Annotated in this window: 15 protein-coding genes; 5 read left to right on the top strand and 10 right to left on the bottom strand. The window is 54.5% G+C overall.

Going from position 1 to position 21,948, the window contains the following annotated elements; genetic code table 11:
- Window positions 1-57 precede the first annotated feature (57 nt).
- Both queD and agp read left to right on the top strand, forming a co-directional pair.
- Entirely contained in the window at window positions 58-423 is a 366-nt protein-coding gene (queD, locus tag GKAS_RS06900) for a 6-carboxytetrahydropterin synthase QueD (protein ID WP_163446301.1), read from the top strand.
- Window positions 424-588: 165 nt separating this feature from the next.
- A complete protein-coding gene (gene agp / locus GKAS_RS06895; RefSeq protein ID WP_035892858.1) occupies window positions 589-1,830 on the top strand; it encodes a bifunctional glucose-1-phosphatase/inositol phosphatase in 1,242 nt (413 codons plus the stop codon).
- 93 nt (window positions 1,831-1,923) lie between these two features.
- Here agp and queE read toward each other — a convergent pair whose 3' ends face one another.
- Window positions 1,924-2,595: a 7-carboxy-7-deazaguanine synthase QueE gene (gene queE, locus GKAS_RS06890; protein WP_035892896.1), complete on the bottom strand. Its 672-nt coding sequence runs from the start codon at window positions 2,593-2,595 to the stop codon at window positions 1,924-1,926.
- 292 nt (window positions 2,596-2,887) lie between these two features.
- On the opposite strand from queE, the gene GKAS_RS06885 reads away from it, so the two are divergent.
- Both GKAS_RS06885 and GKAS_RS06880 read left to right on the top strand, forming a co-directional pair.
- Window positions 2,888-4,225: a gluconate:H+ symporter gene (locus GKAS_RS06885; RefSeq protein ID WP_035892857.1), complete on the top strand. Its 1,338-nt coding sequence runs from the start codon at window positions 2,888-2,890 to the stop codon at window positions 4,223-4,225.
- Between the two features lie 341 nt (window positions 4,226-4,566).
- Window positions 4,567-5,676 (top strand): SDR family oxidoreductase, encoded by a 1,110-nt coding sequence (locus GKAS_RS06880; RefSeq protein ID WP_035892855.1) that lies wholly within the window; start codon window positions 4,567-4,569, stop codon window positions 5,674-5,676.
- A gap of 50 nt (window positions 5,677-5,726) precedes the next feature.
- Here the strand turns inward: GKAS_RS06880 and eno are convergent, their stop codons facing one another.
- The 5 genes from eno to rlmD all read right to left on the bottom strand — a co-directional run bounded on the left by eno (window position 5,727) and on the right by rlmD (window position 13,402).
- Window positions 5,727-7,025 (bottom strand): phosphopyruvate hydratase, encoded by a 1,299-nt coding sequence (eno, locus tag GKAS_RS06875; protein WP_035892853.1) that lies wholly within the window; start codon window positions 7,023-7,025, stop codon window positions 5,727-5,729.
- Window positions 7,026-7,104: 79 nt separating this feature from the next.
- A complete protein-coding gene (gene pyrG, locus GKAS_RS06870; protein WP_035892851.1) occupies window positions 7,105-8,739 on the bottom strand; it encodes a glutamine hydrolyzing CTP synthase in 1,635 nt (544 codons plus the stop codon).
- Window positions 8,740-8,962: 223 nt separating this feature from the next.
- On the bottom strand, window positions 8,963-9,754 hold the full coding sequence (gene mazG, locus GKAS_RS06865; RefSeq protein WP_035892850.1) for a nucleoside triphosphate pyrophosphohydrolase: 792 nt from the start codon (window positions 9,752-9,754) through the stop codon (window positions 8,963-8,965).
- A 61-nt stretch (window positions 9,755-9,815) separates the two neighbouring features.
- Window positions 9,816-12,053, bottom strand: coding sequence for a GTP diphosphokinase (relA, locus tag GKAS_RS06860; RefSeq protein WP_035892849.1), 2,238 nt, complete (start codon window positions 12,051-12,053; stop codon window positions 9,816-9,818).
- Window positions 12,054-12,103: 50 nt separating this feature from the next.
- Complete coding sequence (gene rlmD, locus GKAS_RS06855) at window positions 12,104-13,402, bottom strand: 23S rRNA (uracil(1939)-C(5))-methyltransferase RlmD (RefSeq protein ID WP_035892848.1); 1,299 nt, start codon at window positions 13,400-13,402, stop codon at window positions 12,104-12,106.
- A 56-nt stretch (window positions 13,403-13,458) separates the two neighbouring features.
- Between rlmD and barA the strand changes: the two genes are divergently transcribed.
- A complete protein-coding gene (gene barA, locus GKAS_RS06850; RefSeq protein WP_035892846.1) occupies window positions 13,459-16,212 on the top strand; it encodes a two-component sensor histidine kinase BarA in 2,754 nt (917 codons plus the stop codon).
- 80 nt (window positions 16,213-16,292) lie between these two features.
- Here barA and GKAS_RS06845 read toward each other — a convergent pair whose 3' ends face one another.
- From GKAS_RS06845 to gudP, 4 genes are all read right to left on the bottom strand, one after another.
- Window positions 16,293-17,432 (bottom strand): glycerate kinase, encoded by a 1,140-nt coding sequence (locus tag GKAS_RS06845; protein ID WP_035892844.1) that lies wholly within the window; start codon window positions 17,430-17,432, stop codon window positions 16,293-16,295.
- An 86-nt stretch (window positions 17,433-17,518) separates the two neighbouring features.
- Window positions 17,519-18,859 carry a glucarate dehydratase gene (gene gudD / locus GKAS_RS06840; RefSeq protein ID WP_035892843.1) on the bottom strand — a complete coding sequence of 447 codons (1,341 nt, stop codon included), beginning with the start codon at window positions 18,857-18,859 and terminating at the stop codon, window positions 17,519-17,521.
- A gap of 19 nt (window positions 18,860-18,878) precedes the next feature.
- Complete coding sequence (locus GKAS_RS06835; protein WP_035892894.1) at window positions 18,879-20,219, bottom strand: enolase C-terminal domain-like protein; 1,341 nt, start codon at window positions 20,217-20,219, stop codon at window positions 18,879-18,881.
- A complete protein-coding gene (gene gudP / locus GKAS_RS06830) occupies window positions 20,219-21,574 on the bottom strand; it encodes a galactarate/glucarate/glycerate transporter GudP (RefSeq protein ID WP_035892841.1) in 1,356 nt (451 codons plus the stop codon). The genes GKAS_RS06835 and gudP overlap by 1 nt, the downstream gene beginning before the upstream one ends.
- Window positions 21,575-21,948 lie beyond the last annotated feature (374 nt).

Genomic DNA, 21,948 nt, shown 5'->3' with positions numbered 1-21,948 from the left:
CAGAAAAATGTGCATTCGGGTACTATGCGGCGTTTTTTTCCGCAATACTGAGAGTTCATGATGTCCACCACACTGTTTAAAGATTTCACCTTCGAAGCCGCCCACCATCTGCCGCACGTGCCAGAAGGACACAAATGCGGTCGTCTGCACGGCCACTCGTTTATGGTGCGTCTTGAGATAACCGGTGAAGTCGATCCGCATACCGGTTGGATCATGGATTTTGCCGAACTGAAAGCGGCATTCAAGCCAACCTACGATCGACTGGATCACTACTACCTGAACGATATTCCGGGCCTCGAAAACCCAACCAGCGAAGTGCTGTCCCGCTGGATTTGGGAACAGGTAAAACCGGTTGTTCCACTGCTTAGCGCAGTCATGGTTAAAGAAACCTGCACGGCGGGCTGCGTGTATCGCGGCGAGTAAATACGCCTGCAAGCGGGGAGTCGATTCACGCCTCCCCCGTTTCCTCTTCTGCTACTCCTATCACATTAATTTCCCTAATCTTTCAGAATGCGGTATCTGCCCAGGAAAAATGACGACGTTCTGTCACAATCATTGGGTTGGTTAATACATTGTGAGGAATAAGGGATGAAGAAAACGCTTCTCGCCGCAGCGATGCCGGCACTATTATTGTTCTCAGGATTGAGTCAGGCGCAAACCCCACCCGAAGGCTATCAGCTTCAGCAGGTGCTGATGATGAGCCGCCATAACCTACGTGCACCCTTAGCGACTAACGGTAGCGTGCTGGAGCAGTCGACGCCGAACGCCTGGCCTGAGTGGGACGTCCCCGGCGGCCAACTGACGACCAAAGGCGGCGTGCTCGAAGTCTATATGGGCCACTACATGCGTGAATGGCTGGCACAACAGGGCATGGTCACCAGCGGTGAATGCCCGGCACCAGACACGGTATACGCCTATGCCAACAGCCTGCAACGTACCGTCGCTACCGCTCAGTTCTTTATTAACGGCGCCTTCCCCGGCTGTGACGTTGTCGTCCACCACCAGGAAAAAATGGGCACCATGGACCCAACATTCAACCCGGTGATCACCGACGACTCTGAAGCATTCCGCGAAAAAGCGGTACAGGCGATGGAGAAAGCGCGGCAGTCCGAACAGCTCGACGAGAGCTATAAGCTACTGTCGCAGATTGCCCGCTATCAGGACTCTCCGTCCTGCAAAGAGAAACAGCAGTGTTCGCTAACCGAAGCAAAAGACAGCTTTAGCGCCAACTACCAAAAAGAGCCAAGCGTGAAAGGGCCGCTGGCGATAGGTAACTCGCTGGTCGATGCATTCACGCTGCAATATTACGAAGGGTTCCCGCTAGACCAGGTGGCCTGGGGTGAAATCAAAACCGACCAGCAGTGGCGTGTGCTTTCACAGCTGAAAAACGGCTATCAGGACAGTCTGTTCACTTCCCCGGAAGTGGCGCGCAACGTCGCGAAACCGCTGGTGAAATATATCGATAATGCGCTGGTCACCGAAGCGGCGAAAACGCCAAAAATCACGGTGTTGGTCGGCCATGACTCAAATATTGCTTCGATGCTGACGGCGCTCGATTTTAACGCCTACACCCTGCCGGGACAGTACGAACGTACGCCGATTGGCGGGAAAATTGTGTTCCAGCGCTGGCATGATACGAAAGCAAATCGGGAGTTGATGAAGATTGAGTATGTCTATCAGAGCGCCGATCAGCTGCGTAACGCCGATACGCTAACGCTGAAAACACCTCCGCAGCGCGTCACGCTGTCGCTGAAAGGCTGCCCGGTTGATGCTAACGGCTTCTGCCCGATGGATACCTTCTCGAAGGTGATGAACGACGCGGCGAAATAAAACATAACGTACTACCGTAGCCCGGCCGAGCGAAGCGACGCCGGGAATTCCCCGGAGTCGGCGCAATGCGCCTCGTCCGGGCTACGAATTGAATCAGGCAATATTCAGATACTTGTGCGTCTGCATCGACAGACGCCAGTTGCGCGCAATGCAGGTTTCAATACACAGGCGTGTGGCGTCATCTTTCTGGCTGATAGGCTGCAGCGCAATGATGCGAGGTTTGTCATCGCTCAGCGTTTCCAGCAATTCGTCCAGGGCTTCGATATCACGTACGCGTCCTACCGGATGCTTGATTTCATCAGCACGTTCCAGCGCCTGCGACAGCACGTCATAGCCTCCGCGCATATTCACTTTCGGCGACACCGTCACCCAGGTACCCGGCGTGCAGCGCACTTCATGCGTACCGCTGGTTTCAATCTGGCAGCTGTAGCCGTTTTGCTCGAGCAACGCGGTAAGAGGCGTTAAATCATGGATGCAGGGCTCACCGCCGGTGATCACCACATGACGCGCGGTCCAACCCTGGCGGCCAATAATCGCCAGCAGGTCTTCACTGCTCGCCGCACCCCATTTATCGCTCTCTTTGGTTTTCGCCAGAATACTGAACAGAGAAACTTCCCGATCGCTAAGCTTTTCCCAGGTATGTTTGGTATCACACCAGGCGCAGCCTACCGGGCATCCCTGTAAACGAATAAAAATGGCGGGGACGCCGGTAAAATAACCTTCACCCTGCAGGGTCTGGAACATCTCATTAATCGGGTACTGCATCATCAACTCTTCAGTAGTGGTAAACCGTTATTATTGCATACTTCGCGCCAACTATCCCTCGCACTTCTTGCGCAACCGTCTCAGAGCAACTGACTGGGGAACCTCAGCGCTGTTTTCTGTGATGAGTCAGCGTAAATTTATGAAATTAACGATTCCATTACATCAATATTTTGTCTCGCTTCACCGTTTAGCATGTTGCTACGTCAATCAAATTGGTATGACACATTCGTATGGGTAATATCCCGAGCTGGCTACATATCATACCAATTATAAATTTTGACAAGGAAAATGGATGAACGCGTTTGCTGAAGCCTTGCCGGTGATCTGGGTCGCCCTGGGCGTTGTACTACTGCTTATTCTCAATATGAAATTTAAGATCAATGGCATGCTGGCGCTGCTGCTGGCGGCTATTTTTGTCGGAATCTGCGAGGGGCTGCCGCTGGAAGCGATCGGCAAGTCGATCGAGGCCGGTGTGGGGAGTACCCTGGGGCATCTGGCGCTGATCATTCTGTTCGGGGCAATCCTCGGCAAGCTGATGGTGGATTCCGGTGCTGCCCAGCGCGTCTCTTCGACGCTGCTCAATAGTTTTGGGCCGAAGAAAGTGCAGTGGGCCATTATGGTTATCGGGCTTATCTTCGGCCTGGCCATGTTCTATGAAGTCGCCTTCCTGATCCTGGCACCACTGGTTATCAGTATTGCGCGTGAGGCAAAAATCCCGTTCCTGAAGCTCGGCATCACCATGGTAGCCGCAGCAACCACCGCACACAGCCTGTTTCCGCCGCAGCCGGGCCCAACGGCGCTAGTCGCCGCGTTCCACGCCGATATGGGGATGGTTTATATCTATGGGATTATCGTCGCCATCCCAACGGTGATTTGCTCCGGTATTCTGCTGCCAAAGCTGCTGGGCAACCTTGAACGCCCGATTCCACAGCTGCTGGAATCGCAAAAAGTATTCCGCGATGACGAAATGCCGTCGTTCGCCACTAGCCTGCTGGTTCCGCTGATCCCGGCGATTATCATCACCGGCGTTACCGTCATTAAACTGTTTATTCCGGCCTCCGCCAGCATCACCTCTTTCCTGAACTTTATCGGCAGCGCGCAGGTCAGCATGCTGATAGCCGTGCTGGTCGCGCTCTACGCTTTTGGCACCGCGCGCGGTAAATCGATGACTGAGGTGATGAGCTCCTACTCCACGGCTATCGAAAAAGTGGCGCTGGTTGTCTTTATCATCGGTGCAGGCGGTGCGTTCAAGCAAATCATCATGGATACCGGCGTGGGTGATTACATCGCCGATATGATGCGTACCTCTTCGGTCTCGCCGTTGATTATGGCTTGGTTTATCACCGTCCTGCTGCGTCTGGCAACCGGCGCGGGCACCGTCTCGGCCATTACCGCTGCGGGCATTGTAGGGCCAATGATTACCACTTTTAATGTTGATCCGGCGCTGATGGTGCTGGCGACCGCCTCGGGGAGCAACACGCTGACCCACGTCAACGATGCCGCCTTCTGGTTATTCAAAGAGTATTTTGGATTATCGATTAAAGACACCTTTAAAACCTGGGGTCTTTTAGAATTAACTAACTCCGTTGTCGGTTTGTTAATTGTATTATTACTCGATTTGATTATCTAAAAATCTTTAAGAACTCACTTAATAAATAATCCGTAGCCAAACCGACTGCGGATTATTTTATACTGCTTTCAGGAAGCCATTTATGATGTAACAAAAAATGTTTTATTTTACACTTATGAAATAAGTTATATTTTTACAAAAAACCATTAAAAACAAACAGATATACTTAAAAGTGAAATTTATTGAATCTTTTTAAATATCAAAATGTCCAATCTAATCCGTGCTGACATGTAAGCTTAAAATAAGCTTAAGACCACCCTTTATTCCCCCAATCTTTATTTAATCGCCGTTTACTTTTCCGATCCTAAAATCCGCAAACCAACCATGACGAGACAGTATTCATGAATACATTATTAATCACGGGCGTTACCGGTTTTCTGGGCGGGGCGGCACTGGAAGCAATCCTCAATAGCCATAGCGGCGTTAATTTACTGCTTTTAGTTCGCGCGAATAACGGTGAAGCCGCTGTCGCCAGGGTTAAGGAAAACTTACGTAAATTCAATATTGATGAGAAGAAGCTGGCGCAGATTACGTCACAGAATATCCTGCTTGGCGATCTCGCTTCACCGGAGGGTTTCCTCTCTGATGGGCGTCTGGATAGCGTGACCCACGTGCTGAACTGCGCCGCCGTGGCCTCTTTTGGCAGTAACCCGCTTATCTGGAAAGTGAACGTCGAAGGCACACTGCAGTTTGCGCAGCGCATGGCGCGTGTAGAAGGATTACAACGCTTCCTGCACGTCGGCACGGCGATGTCCTGCTCGCCAGAGCCGGATTCTCTGGTTGCTGAAAGCGCTGAGTTCCGCGAGCGTGCAGAGCATCTGGTGGAGTACACGCACTCCAAATCCACCATCGAACAGCTGATGCAAAAACAGTGCCCGAAGTTGCCGCTGGTGATTGCCCGCCCTTCTATCGTCGTGGGCCATACCCATCACGGCTGCCAGCCTTCCAGCAGTATTTTCTGGGTCTTCAGCATGGGGCTGATGCTGCAAAAATTCATGTGTTCTATGGAAGACCGTATTGATGTGATTCCGGTGGACTACTGTGCCAGCGCCCTGCTGATGCTGCTGACGGCACCGGTCGCTCAGGGAGAAGTTGTGCATATTTCAGCGGGCGAAGAGAACAGCGTTCGCTTTGCCGATATCGACAAGGCGATGGCTTCCGCGCTTGAGCAAGCGCCGGTGGGCGATAAGTACGCTCAGGTCAGCTATGAAACGCTGGTTAAAATGCGCCGCGAGCTGAAAACCATTTTTGGCCCGTGCAACGAACGCCTGATGCTGAAGGCCATGCGCCTGTACGGTGCCTTCGCCACGCTGAACGTGCGTTTTAGTAACGACAAGCTGCTGAGTATGGGGATGCCAAAACCGCCCCGCTTCACTGACTACATTGACCGCTGCGTGCAGACCACTCGCGGCCTGACCATCCCACAGCAAATGGCGGTCGATTTTAAGTAAAAAAAATGCCAGCCCGAGGGCTGGCATTTTTATATCAGAGAAAGTCGGGCTTATGCCTGACCTTTGATCTCTTTACGACCGTTGTACGGTGCTTGTTCACCCAGAGCTTCTTCGATACGAATCAGCTGGTTGTACTTAGCAACGCGGTCAGAACGGCTCATAGAACCAGTTTTGATCTGGCCAGCAGCGGTACCAACAGCCAGGTCAGCGATGGTAGCGTCTTCAGTTTCGCCAGAACGGTGAGAGATGACAGCGGTGTAGCCAGCGTCTTTCGCCATTTTGATCGCAGCCAGAGTTTCGGTCAGGGAACCGATCTGGTTGAATTTGATCAGGATGGAGTTAACGATGCCTTTTTCGATGCCTTCTTTCAGGATCTTGGTGTTGGTTACGAACAGATCGTCACCAACCAGCTGGATTTTGTCGCCCAGTACTTTGGTCTGGTATGCGAAACCAGCCCAGTCAGATTCGTCCAGGCCATCTTCGATGGAGACGATTGGGTACTGTTTGGTCAGTTCTTCCAGGAAGTGAGTGAATTCTTCGGAGGTGAATGCTTTGTTGCCTTCGCCAGCCAGAACGTATTTACCGTCTTTGTAGAATTCAGAAGCTGCACAGTCCATCGCCAGAGTGATGTCTTTGCCCAGCTCGTAACCAGCTGCTTTAACCGCTTCAGCGATAACAGCCAGAGCTTCAGCGTTGGAACCCAGGTTAGGAGCGTAGCCGCCTTCGTCACCAACAGCAGTGTTCATACCTTTAGCTTTCAGAACTTTAGCCAGGTTGTGGAACACTTCGGAACCCATACGTACGGCTTCTTTCAGGGATTTCGCGCCAACTGGCTGAATCATGAATTCCTGAATGTCGACGTTGTTGTCAGCGTGCTCGCCGCCGTTGATGATGTTCATCATCGGAACTGGCATGGAGTATTTGCCTGGGGTGCCGTTCAGTTCAGCGATGTGAGCGTACAGTGGCAGACCTTTAGCAGCAGCTGCTGCTTTGGCGTTCGCCAGAGATACGGCCAGGATTGCGTTCGCGCCGAAGTTGGATTTGTTCTCAGTACCGTCCAGATCGATCATGATCTTGTCGATGCCAGCCTGATCTTTAGCATCTTTACCCAGCAGAGCCTGAGCGATTGGGCCGTTTACCGCACCAACAGCTTTCAGTACGCCTTTACCCATGAAGCGAGATTTGTCGCCATCACGCAGTTCCAGTGCTTCGCGGGAACCAGTAGAAGCACCTGATGGAGCTGCTGCCATACCGACGAAACCACCTTCCAGGTGTACTTCTGCTTCAACAGTCGGGTTACCACGGGAGTCGATGATTTCACGACCGATGATTTTAACGATTTTGGACATTAGGTTTTCCTCAGTACAAGTTAAACTAAAACTCCAGACAAACAACGCCCCTCGTGGGGCGTTGCCGTTCTAACTTTTCTTACTTCTGACGCTTCTGGTACTCGCTCGCGGCTTTCACGAAGCCAGCAAACAGCGGGTGCCCATCACGCGGCGTGGAAGTAAACTCCGGATGGAACTGACAAGCAACAAACCACGGGTGGTTCGGTACTTCGATGATCTCGACCAACTGATCATCCCCGGAACGGCCCGCAACGCGCAGACCTGCAGCTTCAATCGGTTTCAACAACATGTTGTTGACTTCATAGCGGTGACGGTGACGCTCAACGATAGTTGGCTCGCCGTACATCTGGCGGACCAGGCTGTCATCGCTAAGCTGGCACTGCTGTGCGCCAAGGCGCATTGTGCCGCCGAGATCGCTCTTTTCAGTACGAACTTCGACATTGCCATCTTCATCACGCCATTCGGTAATGAGCGCCACAACCGGGTACTTACAGTCTGGCACAAATTCCGTAGAGTTGGCGTTTTCCATGCCTGCAACGTTACGCGCGAATTCGATCAGCGCAACCTGCATACCCAGGCAGATGCCCAGATAAGGAATTTTGTTTTCACGCGCATAGCGTGCGGTAGCGATCTTGCCTTCAACACCACGGTAGCCGAAGCCGCCAGGGATCAGGATAGCATCCAAATCTTTCAGAATTTCGACGCCGCGCGTTTCCACATCCTGCGAATCAATCAGCTTGATGTTGACGGTTACGCGATTTTTCAGGCCACCGTGTTTCAGCGCTTCAATCACAGATTTATAGGCATCTGGCAGTTCAATGTACTTGCCGACCATACCAATCGTGACTTCGCCTGCCGGGTTCGCTTCTTCGAAGATAACCTGTTCCCATTCGGCCAGGTTTGCTTCCGGGCAGTTCAAGCTGAATCGTTTACAAATATAATCGTCCAGCCCCTGAGATTTCAACAGGCCTGGAATTTTATAAATGGAATCGACATCTTTCATTGAAATAACGGCTTTTTCTGGCACGTTACAGAACAATGCAATTTTTGCACGTTCGTTGGCCGGAACCGCGCGATCGGAGCGGCAGATCAGGATATCTGGCTGAATACCGATGGACAGCAGTTCTTTCACGGAGTGCTGAGTCGGTTTGGTTTTGACTTCGCCCGCCGCTGCCATATATGGCACCAGGGTCAAGTGCATGAACAGCGCGTTTTCACGACCGATATCCACGGCCAGCTGACGAATCGCTTCCAGGAATGGCAGGGATTCGATATCACCGACGGTACCGCCGATTTCAACCAGCACCACATCGTGACCTTCGCCACCGGCGAGGACACGCTCTTTGATAGCGTTAGTGATGTGTGGGATAACCTGCACGGTTGCGCCCAGATAGTCACCGCGACGCTCTTTGCGCAGGACATCTGAGTAGATACGGCCGGTAGTGAAGTTGTTGCGGCGAGTCATTTTGGTACGAATGAAGCGCTCATAGTGACCCAGGTCCAGGTCGGTTTCAGCGCCGTCTTCGGTAACGAACACTTCCCCGTGTTGGATCGGGCTCATGGTGCCAGGATCGACGTTAATATACGGATCCAGTTTCATCATGGTCACGTTGAGGCCACGGGCTTCAAGAATGGCTGCCAGGGATGCTGCGGCAATGCCTTTACCCAGAGAGGATACGACCCCGCCGGTCACAAAAATATAGTTCGTTGTCATGCTGGACCTGAGAAGTTAGGGTGAAACGATGGAATAACCAAGACGGGAAAGTAGTATACCCGAACATGGCGAGCGCCACAAACTTTCATTCTCGCTCCTCAATCGCCGCAGAAACAAACATGGGGAGTGAGAAAATAGCCCCTTTGGGGTAAAAGTTTTTGACGCAAATCAAGCGCTTGTCATTTAAGATTTCGCACTTTTCGCCCTTTCCCACAAAATTTCTTTAGAGATCAGATTCCTGCCGTTTTACCTGCTGCCAAACTTCTTCCATCACATCCAGATCCACACCGGTCATTTCCAGGCCACGTGCGGCGACAATCCGCTCAACTTCGCGGAAACGGCGCTCAAATTTTTCGTTCGCCTTCTGCAATGCGGTCTCTGCTTTTACCCCTAAATGGCGAGACAGGTTAACGGTGGCAAACAGCAGGTCGCCCACCTCTTCTTCCAGTTTAGCTTCGTCGACCACCGCCTGCCTGGCTTCGTCCATGACTTCGTCGATCTCTTCATAGACTTTGTCCAGCACCGGGCCAAGTGTGGTCCAGTCAAAGCCAACCGCCGAGCAACGTTTCTGAATTTTATGTGCCCGCATCAACGCAGGAAAAGCGCGCGGGATATCGTCTAACGCCGAGTGCTGCGCTTTCTCTGCCCGTTCAGCGGTTTTGATTTTCTCCCAGCGGGTCAGCACTTCCTGACTGTTTTCCGCGCTGGCATCACCGAAGATGTGTGGGTGACGACGCTCCAGCTTGTCGCTGATAGCGGCGCAAATATCGTTAAAATCAAAGCGTCCCTCTTCCTGGGCCATCTGGGCGTAAAACACCACCTGGAACAGCAGGTCACCCAGCTCGCCGCGCAGGTCGTCAAAGTCTTCGCGCGCAATCGCGTCGAGCACTTCGTACGTCTCTTCCAGCGTGTAGGGCGCAATAGTGCTAAACGTCTGCTCTTTATCCCACGGACAGCCATTTTCAGGGTCGCGCAGGCGCTGCATGATGCCGAGCAGTCGGTCGATTTGAGTCATGGTGATTCCTTGCAAAAGAGAGTGTTACCCTCCCCTATCGGGAGAGGGTAACAAAAGAACATTACCCGCCGTGCAGTCGACGAGCGTCAATCACATCCGGCACCTGGTTCAGCTTGCCAAGCACGCGGCCCAGCACCTGCAGGTTGTAGATTTCGATGGTCATGTCGATAGTTGCCATCTGCTGCTTGGTGTCGCTACGGCTGGCCACGCCCAGCACGTTCACCTTCTCGTTGGCGAGGATGGTGGTGATATCGCGCAGCAGGCCGCTACGATCGTTGGCCTGAACGCGCACCACCAGCGAGTAACCCGCCGAGTAGCTTTCGCCCCAGACGGCGTCAACGATGCGCTCTGGCGCATGCGACTGCAGCTCCGCCAGCTGTTCACAGTCCGCCCGGTGCACGGAAATCCCGCGCCCCTGGGTGATAAAGCCGACAATCTCGTCACCAGGAATAGGCTGGCAGCAGCGCGCAATGTGATGCATCAGATTACCGACCCCTTCTACCACCACGCGGCCGTTGTCTTTGCTGCGGTTCTGCGGCGTATACGTCTTCTGCTGAAGCTGTTTCAGCGCGGCAGCATCCTGTTCGGCGGCGCTTGGCTTATTGAACTGCGCCTGCAGGAAGTTCACCATCTGGTTGAGGCGAATATCGCCGCCGCCAATGGCCGCCAGCAGCTCTTCCACGTCGTTAAAGTTATAGCGCGGCAGCAGGTGCTTCTCGGCTTCCTTGAGGCTGATGCCCAGATGTTCCAGCTCGTCATCGAGGATCTGACGGCCAGCCAGCACGTTTTTGTCTTTGTCCTGCTTACGGAACCAGGCGTGGATTTTCGAACGTCCACGGCTGGTCGTCACGTAACCGAGGTTCGGGTTCAGCCAATCGCGGCTCGGGTTCGGCTGCTTCTGGGTGATAATTTCAATCTGATCGCCCATCTGCAACTGATAGGTGAACGGCACGATGCGCCCACCAATCTTCGCGCCGATGCAGCGGTGGCCGACGTCGCTGTGAATGTGGTAGGCGAAGTCCAGCGGCGTTGAGCCCGCCGGGAGGTCCACCACGTCGCCTTTTGGCGTAAACACGTAGACGCGGTCATCGAAGACCTGGCTGCGCACTTCGTCGAGCATCTCGCCGGAGTCGGCCATCTCTTCCTGCCACGCAATCAGCTTACGCAGCCAGGCGATACGGTCTTCGTGGCCGGAACGTGGGCCGCTCGCCGCGCCAGCACCTTCTTTGTATTTCCAGTGTGCGGCAACGCCCAGCTCGGCGTCTTCGTGCATTTGCTTGGTACGAATCTGAATTTCAACCGTTTTGCCGCCCGGCCCTAATACCACCGTATGGATGGACTGGTAGCCGTTTGGTTTCGGGTTTGCGACGTAGTCGTCGAACTCATCTGGCAGGTGACGATAGTGAGTGTGCACTATCCCCAGCGCGGCGTAGCAGTCCTGCAAACGCTCCGCGACGATACGCACGGCGCGCACGTCAAACAACTCGTCAAAGGCGAGGTGTTTTTTCTGCATTTTGCGCCAGATGCTGTAGATGTGTTTCGGTCGACCATACACTTCGGCCTTCACGCCTTCGGTCTTCATTTCGCTGCGCAGATGGCCAACGAAATCAGAGATATAGTGTTCGCGGTCAATACGACGCTCGTGCAGCAGCTTCGCGATGCGCTTGTATTCAGCCGGGTGCAGATAGCGGAAGCAGTAATCTTCCAGCTCCCATTTGAGCTGACCGATACCTAAGCGGTTGGCGAGCGGTGCGTAGATGTTGGTACATTCTTTGGCTGCCAGCACGCGTTCGTCTTCCGGTGCGTCCTTCACTTCGCGCAGGTGAGCAATACGTTCGGCAAGCTTGATGACCACGCAGCGGAAGTCATCCACCATCGCCAGCAGCATGCGGCGGACGTTATCGACCTGCTCGGATGAGACCGCGTCGGTATGGGTGGCTTTCAGTTGGCGAATAGCCGCCATATCGCGCACGCCGTGAATCAGGGTCACGACCGATTGACCGGCGCTTTCGCTCAGCACTTCTTCGCTGACAACGTTAGCGTCTACTAACGGGAACAGCAGCGCGGCTCTCAGCGTGTCGTTATCCATGCTCAGCGTGGAGAGGATTTCAACCATCTCCACGCCACGCCATAGCATCAGCTCGGCGTCATCATGTCCCACGGTTTGGCGGCGACAATAATCCCAGGTCTCGGCTAAGCGTTCACACGACTGCTGGCTGGAAATTCCCAGACTTGCGATCCATTTCTGTGGGTCAAATTCACCAGCTTTATTGAGATGTGCACTTCTTACCGCAACCATTGTCCTCTCCTTTCAGGGACCGGCCTGTCGAAGTCGACAAGCCACCGTTATTACCTACGCTCAAACAGCACCATAGATTCCTGGTGCCCAGTGTGCGGGAACATATCAAGCATTGCCATACGCTGAATTTGGTACCCCGCGTTCAGCAACGCCTCGCTATCGCGCGCCAGCGTCGCCGGATTACAGGACACATACACCACCCGCGTCGGCGCTAATTTTATAACATGCTGCATCACGCCCGGTGCGCCAGCACGGGCAGGATCGAGTAAAACTTTGTCAAAACCGTGTTTCGCCCATGCCTGAAGTGTTACATCATCTTCCAGATTCTCGTGGAAGAAGGTGACATTCTCCAGCTGGTTTAGCGCGGCGTTTTCCCGCCCTTTCGCCACCAGCGCCGGGACGCCTTCAACGCCAACAACGCTTTGCGCACGTACAGCCAGCGGCAGGGTGAAGTTCCCCATTCCGCAAAACAGATCCAGCACCCGGTCGGTTGACTGTACATCAAGCCATGACAACGCCGTTGCAACCATCTGCTGATTCACGCCGTCGTTCACCTGAATAAAATCGCGCGGGCTGAAGGTTAAGCGTAGCCCGTCTGACGAATACCAGGGCTCCTCACCGGTAACGCGTTCAAGTATCTCGCTTTCTGGTGCCAGATAAAGCGCTACGCCGGAAGAATGCGAAAAGCGTTCCAATTTTTCTTTGTCGTCATCCGAGAGCGCCGCCGTGTGACGCAGCACCATCAGTGGACCGTTGTCGGCACTAACAAGTTCAACGTGCCCGAGCTGGCGTTTCCCCTTCAGGCTCTCCAGGCATTCCCGCACGGCAGGCAGTAACGCCTCAAGATTGGGCACCAAAACGGGGCATTGCACCACTTCGACAATATCGTTCGAATTCGCTTTGCGAAAACCCATCTGCAATTTTTGGGTTTTGGGCTGATAATTCACGCTCAGCCGCGCCCGACGGCGGTATCCCCAGGCTTCCCCCGAGATAACCTCGTCCACATCGTGCTTCATTAACCGATAAAGCGCCTCACGTTTGCTGCGCTGTTGTAGTGCAACGGACGCATGCTGTTGCTGGCAGCCGCCGCAGACGCCAAAATGCGGGCAACGCGGCGTTTCGCGCTCGGAACTGGTGGTCAGACGGCGTTTTACCTGCCCGCGCGCATACTGTTTTTTATCTTCCGTCAGGGTCACTTCCGCGCTTTCATCTGGCAATAACCCATTGATGAATAATGCTTTACCGTTGTGGCGCGCGACACCTTGCCCAAAGGGATCAAGACTGCTGACTGTCACGGTTATGATCTGGCGCGTCGTCACGCGCCGTTTTGCAGAGTAGAATTGCGCCATCGTAGAGATTTTTCTCAATCAAAAATATTGCTCTGATTCTCCCACAACGGACCTCCATGACCAACTACAGCCTGCGTGCAAGAATGATGATTTTGATCCTGGCACCAACCGTACTCATCGGTTTACTGCTCAGTATTTTCTTCGTCGTACACCGCTATCATGACCTGCAGCGTCAGCTGGAAGACGCCGGTGCCAGCATTATTGAACCGCTCGCCGTCTCCAGTGAATATGGTATGAATTTGCAAAATCGCGAATCCATCGGTCAATTAATTAGCGTGCTGCACCGCCGCCATTCCGATATTGTGCGCGCCATTTCCGTTTATGATGAACACAATAAGCTGTTCGTCACCTCCAACTATCAGTTGGACCCAAGCGAACTACAGCTCCCGCGCGGCACGGCGTTTCCCCGAAGGCTAAGCGTAACCCGGCACGGCGATATTATGATTTTGCGCACGCCGATTATCTCCGAGCATTATTCGCCGGATGAATCGCCGCAGTCGGATGCCAAGACGCCCATTAACATGCTGGGCTACGTGGCGCTGGAACTGGATCTCAAATCCGTCCGGCTCCAGCAGTACAAAGAGATTTTCATCTCCAGCGTGATGATGCTGTTCTGTATCGGCATTGCGCTCATTTTCGGCTGGCGGCTGATGCAGGACGTCACGGGGCCGATTCGCAACATGGTGAATACGGTTGACCGCATTCGACGAGGGCAGCTCGATAGCCGCGTTGAAGGCTTTATGCTCGGTGAGCTGGATATGCTGAAAAACGGCATTAACTCAATGGCGATGTCGCTCGCCGCCTATCACGAGGAGATGCAGCACAACGTCGACCAGGCTACGTCGGATTTACGCGAAACGCTTGAGCAGATGGAGATCCAGAACGTTGAACTGGATCTAGCGAAAAAGCGCGCGCAGGAAGCCGCGCGCATAAAGTCTGAGTTCCTCGCCAACATGTCGCACGAGCTGCGTACGCCGCTTAACGGGGTGATTGGCTTTACTCGTCTGACGCTCAAAACCGAACTCAACCCCACCCAGCGCGACCACCTCAATACCATTGAACGTTCGGCCAATAACCTGCTGGCCATTATCAATGACGTGCTCGACTTCTCGAAGCTGGAAGCCGGTAAACTCCTGCTGGAGAGCATTCCTTTCCCGCTGCGTAATTCGCTGGATGAAGTGGTCACCCTGCTGGCGCATTCGGCCCACGATAAAGGGCTGGAGCTGACGCTTAATATTAAAAACGACGTGCCGGATAACGTTATCGGCGACCCGCTGCGTCTCCAGCAGGTGATCACCAACCTGGTGGGTAACGCCATCAAGTTCACCGAAAACGGTAACATTGACGTGCTGGTCGAGCAGCGCGCGGTCAGCAATAACAAGGTGCAAATTGAAGTGCAGATCCGCGACACCGGAATTGGTATTCCGGAGCGCGATCAGTCACGTCTGTTCCAGGCCTTCCGCCAGGCGGATGCCAGTATCTCCCGTCGACACGGGGGGACAGGTCTGGGGCTGGTTATCACGCAAAAACTGGTGCGCGAGATGGGCGGCGACATTTCCTTCCACAGCCAGCCAAACCGGGGGTCCACTTTCTGGTTTAACATCAACCTCGATCTGAACCCGAATGTGATTACCGATGGCCCGGACACCAGCAGTCTGAAGGGCAAGCGCATTGCCTACGTGGAGGCCAACGCCTCTGCGGCACAGGCCACGCTGGATATGCTCACCTCTACGCCGCTGGAGGTGGTCTACGCCGTCAGCATCGCCGCGTTGCCCGCAGAGTTCTACGATATTTTGCTGGTTGCCGTACCGGTTTCCGTTCGCGATCTGAGCATCCACCGCGAGAAGCTGGGCATGGCGCTGGACATGACCGATCACCTGGTGCTGGCGCTACCGTGCCACGCGCAGGTAGACGCGGAAGCGCTGAAGAAAGACGGCGCATCGGCCTGCCTGCTGAAGCCGCTGACCATCACCCGACTGATGCCGGTGCTGCTGGAGTTTAGCCTCAGCACCTCTTCTCAGATTGCCGTCCCACATACCGAACATCGCCTGCCGATGACGGTCATGGCAGTGGACGATAACCCGGCTAACCTGAAGCTTATCGGCGCGCTGCTTGACGATCAGGTGCAGCACGTTGAGCTGTGCGAAAGCGGCCACCAGGCCGTTGAGTGCGCCAAACAGATGAAGTTCGACCTGATTCTGATGGATATCCAGATGCCGGATATCGATGGCATTCGCGCCTGTGAGCTGATTCGCCAGTTGCCGCATCAGCAGCAAACGCCGGTGATTGCCGTCACCGCCCACGCCCTCGCCGGACAGCGTGAGAAGCTGCTGACAGCCGGTATGAACGACTATCTGGCGAAGCCGATTGAAGAAAACCGGTTGCATGATTTACTGCTGCGCTACAAGCCAGGCGTCAACGTGGTGCCTCGCCCGGTGAACGCCGAACCGGTTGAGCCGCCGGTCGATTTGAATGCCACGTTAGATTGGCAACTGGCGCTACGTCAGGCGGCCTATAAACCTGACCTGGCGCGGGAAATGCTACAGATGCTGGTCGCCTTCCTGCCGGAGGTGCGCAATAAAGTGGAAGAGCAACTGGTCGGTGAGGAGCCGGAGAATCTGGTCGATGCGATCCATAAACTGCACGGTAGCTGCGGCTATAGCGGGGTTCCGCGTCTCAAACATCTCTGTCAACTGATTGAAAGCCAGCTGCGCGGCGGCACGCCGCCTGAAGAGCTGGAGCCGGAGCTGCTGGAACTGCTGGATGAGATGGACAATGTGACCCGCGAAACCCGGAAAATGTTGGGGTAAGAGCCATTCCCGGCGGCGCTTCGCTTGGCCGGGCTACCATTAAATGTAGCCCGGGCGAGCGCCAGCGACCCCGGGAAAACCTACAGCGTCTGCCCTAATTTAATCACCGCCGCAATATTCCGCGCCGCCATTCTCACGTTCTCACCCGCTTCCGACAGAGCTTCTTCCAGGGTGCAAATGCGATACATCACGCTGAACACCGCGTCAATACCGTGCTGGTGCACCACGCCGACGTCCGGCGTCAGGCTTCCGGCAATCCCAATCACCGGAATACGGTAGCGCTTCGCCACCTTCGCCACGCCTACCGGCACTTTGCCATGAATCGTCTGGCTATCCATGCGCCCTTCGCCGGTAATCACCAGACTGGCATCCGCCACCAGCGCATCAAGGTGCAGTGCATCGGTCACAATCTCAATCCCTGGACGCAGCGCTGCGCCGCAGAACGCATGCAATGCCGCCCCCATTCCCCCCGCCGCGCCGCCGCCCTCAAGCGTCAGCACGTCGCGGCCTAAATCTCGTTGAATACACGCCGCATAGTGCGCCAGGGCGCGATCCAGGAACGCGACCATCTCCGGCGTCGCCCCCTTTTGCGGGCCAAACACCGCGGAGGCACCCTCTTCGCCGGTCAATGGGTTGGTGACATCACAGGCGACATCAATCTGACAGCGCGACAGTCTGCTATCCAATCCGCTGATATCAATGGTTGCCAGCGTCTCCAGCCCGGCACCGCCCGGTGCAATAGGCTGGCCGCTCGCGGTCAGCAGTCGGGCACCCAGCGCCTGCACCATTCCGGCACCACCGTCGTTGGTCGCGCTACCGCCAAGACCAATGATGATACGGCTAACGCCGCATTCCAGCGCGTGACGAATAAGCTCTCCGGTTCCCCAGGAGGTGGTTTTCAGCGGGTTACGCTGAGCCACAGGTACGCTCTCCAGACCGCTTGCCGCCGCCATTTCAATAAACGCGCATCGGTTATCGCCGGAAATACCGTAGAAACCCCGCACGGGAGAGCCCAAAGGCCCAGTGACCTCTACGTCGACAACTCGCCCCTGCGTTGCCGCCACCATCGCTTCTACGGTACCTTCGCCACCGTCGGCAACCGGCAGTTTGACGTACTGCGCATCGGGGAAAATCTCGCGAAAACCGTCCTCTATCGCACAGGCAACATCCAGCGCGCTCAGGCTTTCCTTGTATGAGTCAGGGGCAATCACAATCTTCATGGGCTGTCCTTATGCGAATTTGCGGCAGTGCTCTGCACACCAGAGTATACAGAACACTGCCGACTCCAATGGAGTCGGCAGTAAGCTTAGCGCACCATGCAAGGACGTTTGTTATCAAATGTCCAGTTCGGGATCAGATACTGCATTCCCATCGCGTCATCGCGTGCGCCGAGTCCGTGCTTTTTGTACAGCGCATTGGCCTGCATCACCTGGTCCATATCCAACTCAACGCCCAGACCCGGTTTGTTCGGTACCTGCACCATACCGCCTTTGATTTCAAACGGTTCTTTGGTCAGGCGCTGATTACCTTCCTGCCAAATCCAGTGGGTGTCAATTGCGGTGATTTTCCCTGGTGCGGCGGCAGCCACGTGGGTGAACATCGCCAGCGAAATATCGAAGTGATTGTTAGAATGTGAGCCCCAGGTCAGGCCAAACTCATGGCACATCTGTGCCACGCGTACCGAGCCCTGCATGGTCCAGAAGTGCGGGTCCGCCAGCGGAATATCCACCGATTGCAGAGACAGCGTATGGCCCATCTGACGCCAGTCGGTGGCAATCATATTGGTGGCGGTTGGCAGCCCCGTAGCACGGCGGAATTCCGCCATCACTTCACGACCGGAGAAGCCCTGCTCAGCGCCGCACGGATCTTCAGCGTAGGCCAGCGATCCTTTCAGGTATTTACCGATCTGGATCGCTTCATTCAACGACCATGCGCCGTTTGGATCCAGCGTCACGCGCGCCTGCGGGAAACGTTTTGCCAGCGCCACGATAGACTCAGCTTCTTCTTCACCTGCCAGCACGCCGCCTTTCAGCTTAAAGTCGTTGAAGCCATACTTTTCATACGCCGCTTCTGCGAGGCGCACTACTGCATCCGGGGTCATGGCTTCGTCATGGCGCAGTCGATACCAGTCGCATTTCTCGTCCGGCTGACTCTGATACGGCAGCGGCGTGGCTTTACGGTTACCGACGAAGAACAGGTAGCCCAGCATCTCTACTTCGCTACGCTGTTGACCGTCGCCCAGCAGGGACGCTACGTTAACGCCCAGATGCTGACCCAACAGATCGAGCATCGCCGCTTCAATTCCCGTCACCACATGAATCGTGGTACGTAGGTCAAAAGTTTGCAGGCCGCGACCGGTCGCATCGCGGTCGGCAAAGGTGCTGCGCACGGTATTCAGTACGTTTTTGTACTCGCCGAGGGTTTTCCCCACCACCAGCGGAATGGCGTCTTCGAGGGTCAGGCGAATTTTCTCACCGCCGGGGATCTCCCCAACCCCCGTGTGCCCTGCGTTATCCTTGATAATCACAATATTGCGGGTAAAGAACGGCGCATGCGCTCCGCTCAGATTCATCAGCATGCTGTCGTGACCAGCAACCGGAATAACCTGCATCGAAGTGACTACTGGCGTTGAAGTTTGCATCGTCATTGTTCAATCCTTTCTTAAATTAATTGCGGCCGAAAACAGGGCGTTTACGGTCAAAGGTCCAGCCGGGAATCAGATACTGCATCGGGCCAGCGTCGTTACGTGCGCCCCCTGGCAGTTTTTTGTAGGCTTCATGCGCCCGATGAATCTGCTCCCAGTCCAGCTCTACGCCAAGCCCAGGCGCATCAGGTACGGCAATCTTACCGTCCTTAATCTGAAGTGGATTTTTGGTCAGGCGGGCATCACCTTCTTGCCAAATCCAGTGGGTATCAATGGCGGTTGGGTTACCCGGCGCAGCAGCACCGACATGGGTAAACATCGCCAGGGAAATATCAAAATGGTTGTTAGAGTGGCAGCCCCAGGTAAGCCCCCAATCGTCGCAAAGTTGGGCGACGCGAACCGCCCCGGAGAGAGTCCAGAAGTGCGGGTCGGCAAGCGGAATGTCGACTGAATTTAGCATCACCGCGTGCCCCATTTCTCGCCAGTTGGTGGCAATCATATTAGTCGCCACCGGCAGGCCGGTTGCGCGGCGAAACTCCGCCATCACTTCACGACCGGAGAATCCTTGTTCTGCGCCACAGGGGTCTTCTGCATAGGTCAGCACATCGTTCAACCCTTTGCACAGCGAAATCGCTTCATCCAGCAGCCAGGCACCGTTAGGATCAACCGTAATACGCGCGTCCGGGAACTGCTTTTTCAACTCCCGTACCGATTCAATCTCCTGTTCACCCGGCAATACACCGCCCTTTAGCTTGAAATCTTTAAACCCGTAACGATCCTGAGAGGCCTGCGCAAGACGCAGCACCGCGTCGCTGTTCAGCGCTTCCTGATGACGCAGGTGGTACCATTCGTGGTTGCCCGGTGTACTCTCCAGATAGGGCAAATCGGTCTTCGTACGATCGCCTATATAGAACAGGTAGCCCAGCACCGTGACCGCATCACGCTGTTTACCCGGCCCCAACAGTTCACACACCGGGACGTTCAGCGCTTTGCCCAATAGATCAAGCAGCGCCGCCTCTAGCGCGGCCACTGCGTTCACCCGCAGTTCAAACGTCCACGCGCCTTTACCAAAAGTATCAAAATCAGCAGACTGGTTGCCTTTATGCACCCGCTGCACCACTTTGTTCAGCCGCGCAACTTCCTGCCCCAATACCATCGGGATGGCATCGAGCAGCGTCTGATAAATCACCTCACCGCCCGGCGCTTCGCCTACGCCGGTATTCCCGGCGTTATCAGTTAACACCACAATATTTCGCGTGAACCAGGCATTGTGCGCGCCGCCAATGTTCAGCAGCATGCTGTCATGTCCGGCGACCGGAATGACTTTCATGTCCGTAATGATGGGGCTTGATTGTGTATTCATCATGCACGTCCCGTTATTGGTTTAAGTTCCACACGTTTGATATCGCCCACAAGCACCAGATAACTCAGAATCGCCACGAGCGCATGAATCCCCACATAAATCAGCGCACCGTTGAAGGAGCCGGTGGTCCCAACGATGTAGCCAATCGCGATTGGCGTTACGATGCCGGAAATATTACCGAACATGTTGAACAGGCCACCGGACAGACCGCTGATCTCTTTCGGTGCCGTATCGGCCATCACCGCCCAGCCCAGCGCACCGATACCTTTTCCGAAGAAGGCCAACGCCATAAAGCCGATAATCATCCACTCAACGTTGACGTAGTTACAGAACACCATCACCATCGATAACAGCATCCCCAGCACGATAGGCGTTTTACGCGCCACGTTGAGCGAGCCGGTGCGACGCATCAGCCAGTCAGAGATAATCCCGCCCAATACGCCGCCCGCAAAACCGCATACCGCCGGAACTGAGGCAACGAAACCGGCTTTGAGAATCGACATCCCGCGAGCCTGCACCAGATAAACCGGGAACCAGGTGATAAAGAAGTAGGTTAAGGCGTTGATACAGTACTGACCGATGTAAATACCAATCATCATGCGGGAGCCAATTAACTGTTTAATCTGCCCCCATTTTTCGCTGAAAGGAACCTTCGTCTTAGGGCCTTTCTGATCCATGTTAATCAGCGCGCCGCCCTCAGCAATGTACTCCAGCTCTTTTTTGTTCACGCCTGGGTGCTGATTTGGCTCGTGAATCACTTTCATCCAGACAAAGCTGATAACGATCCCCAGACCGCCCATAAAGAAGAAGACGTGTGACCAACCCACCTCATGGGTTAACCAGCCCATGATCGGGGCGAAGATCACGGTCGCGAAGTACTGCGCGGAGTTAAAAATAGCAACCGCCGTTCCCCTCTCCTGAGCCGGGAACCAGGCCGCGACAATACGGCTGTTGCCCGGGAAGGATGGCGATTCAGCAAGCCCGACGAGAAAACGCAAGGTAAAGAGCGCGATAATGATGCCAAAACCGCTAAAGATGTCGACAAATCCCTGTAACAGGGTGAAAACCGACCAGATAAAGATAGACCAGAAATAGACGCGTTTAGAGCCGAAGCGATCAAGCAACCAACCGTCTGGAATTTGGCCAATAACATAGGCCCATGAAAATGCTGAAAAAACATAACCCATACCGACAGGGTCAAGGCCAATATCTTTGGCCATCTCTGAGCCGGCGATGGAAAGCGTCGCACGGTCACCGTAGTTGAACGAGGTGACGATAAACAGCATCACCACAATCCAATAGCGAGCATTCGTCCGTTTTTCAACGGCACTCGCGGTCTGACTCAATGAACTCATTGTTGTACTCCTGAATTATAGCTTTTCGCTACATTCATTCTGAACAGCACAACCTGTAGGGTAATCAGAATGACGTATTTGTGTTTTATGCAGTATGTCGTTGCACTACTGCTTTTTAGTAACTGGCAGGAGAAAGTATAAAAAGAGGACTGCGTCGCCTCACTGTTCAAACGCACAGCATTTTCGTTCACTTAATGATAAATTTTCAGCATAAGCCCAATAACCTGGGCAGTCGCTCACGAAAATGAAAAACGCAGCCCTCTCATTCGAGGGGAAAGGCAGGAGCGTGAAACGCTTCTCTTGACGTTGTGAAAACGCCAGGCAAAGCCGCTATAAAAATAGGGTTTTAGGGCAAACGCCAGATGTGGGGCAGG

Source organism: Kluyvera ascorbata ATCC 33433, from assembly GCF_000735365.1.
Taxonomy (GTDB): Bacteria; Pseudomonadota; Gammaproteobacteria; order Enterobacterales; family Enterobacteriaceae; genus Kluyvera; species Kluyvera ascorbata.
This window is presented reverse-complemented; position numbering and strand designations above follow the sequence as displayed.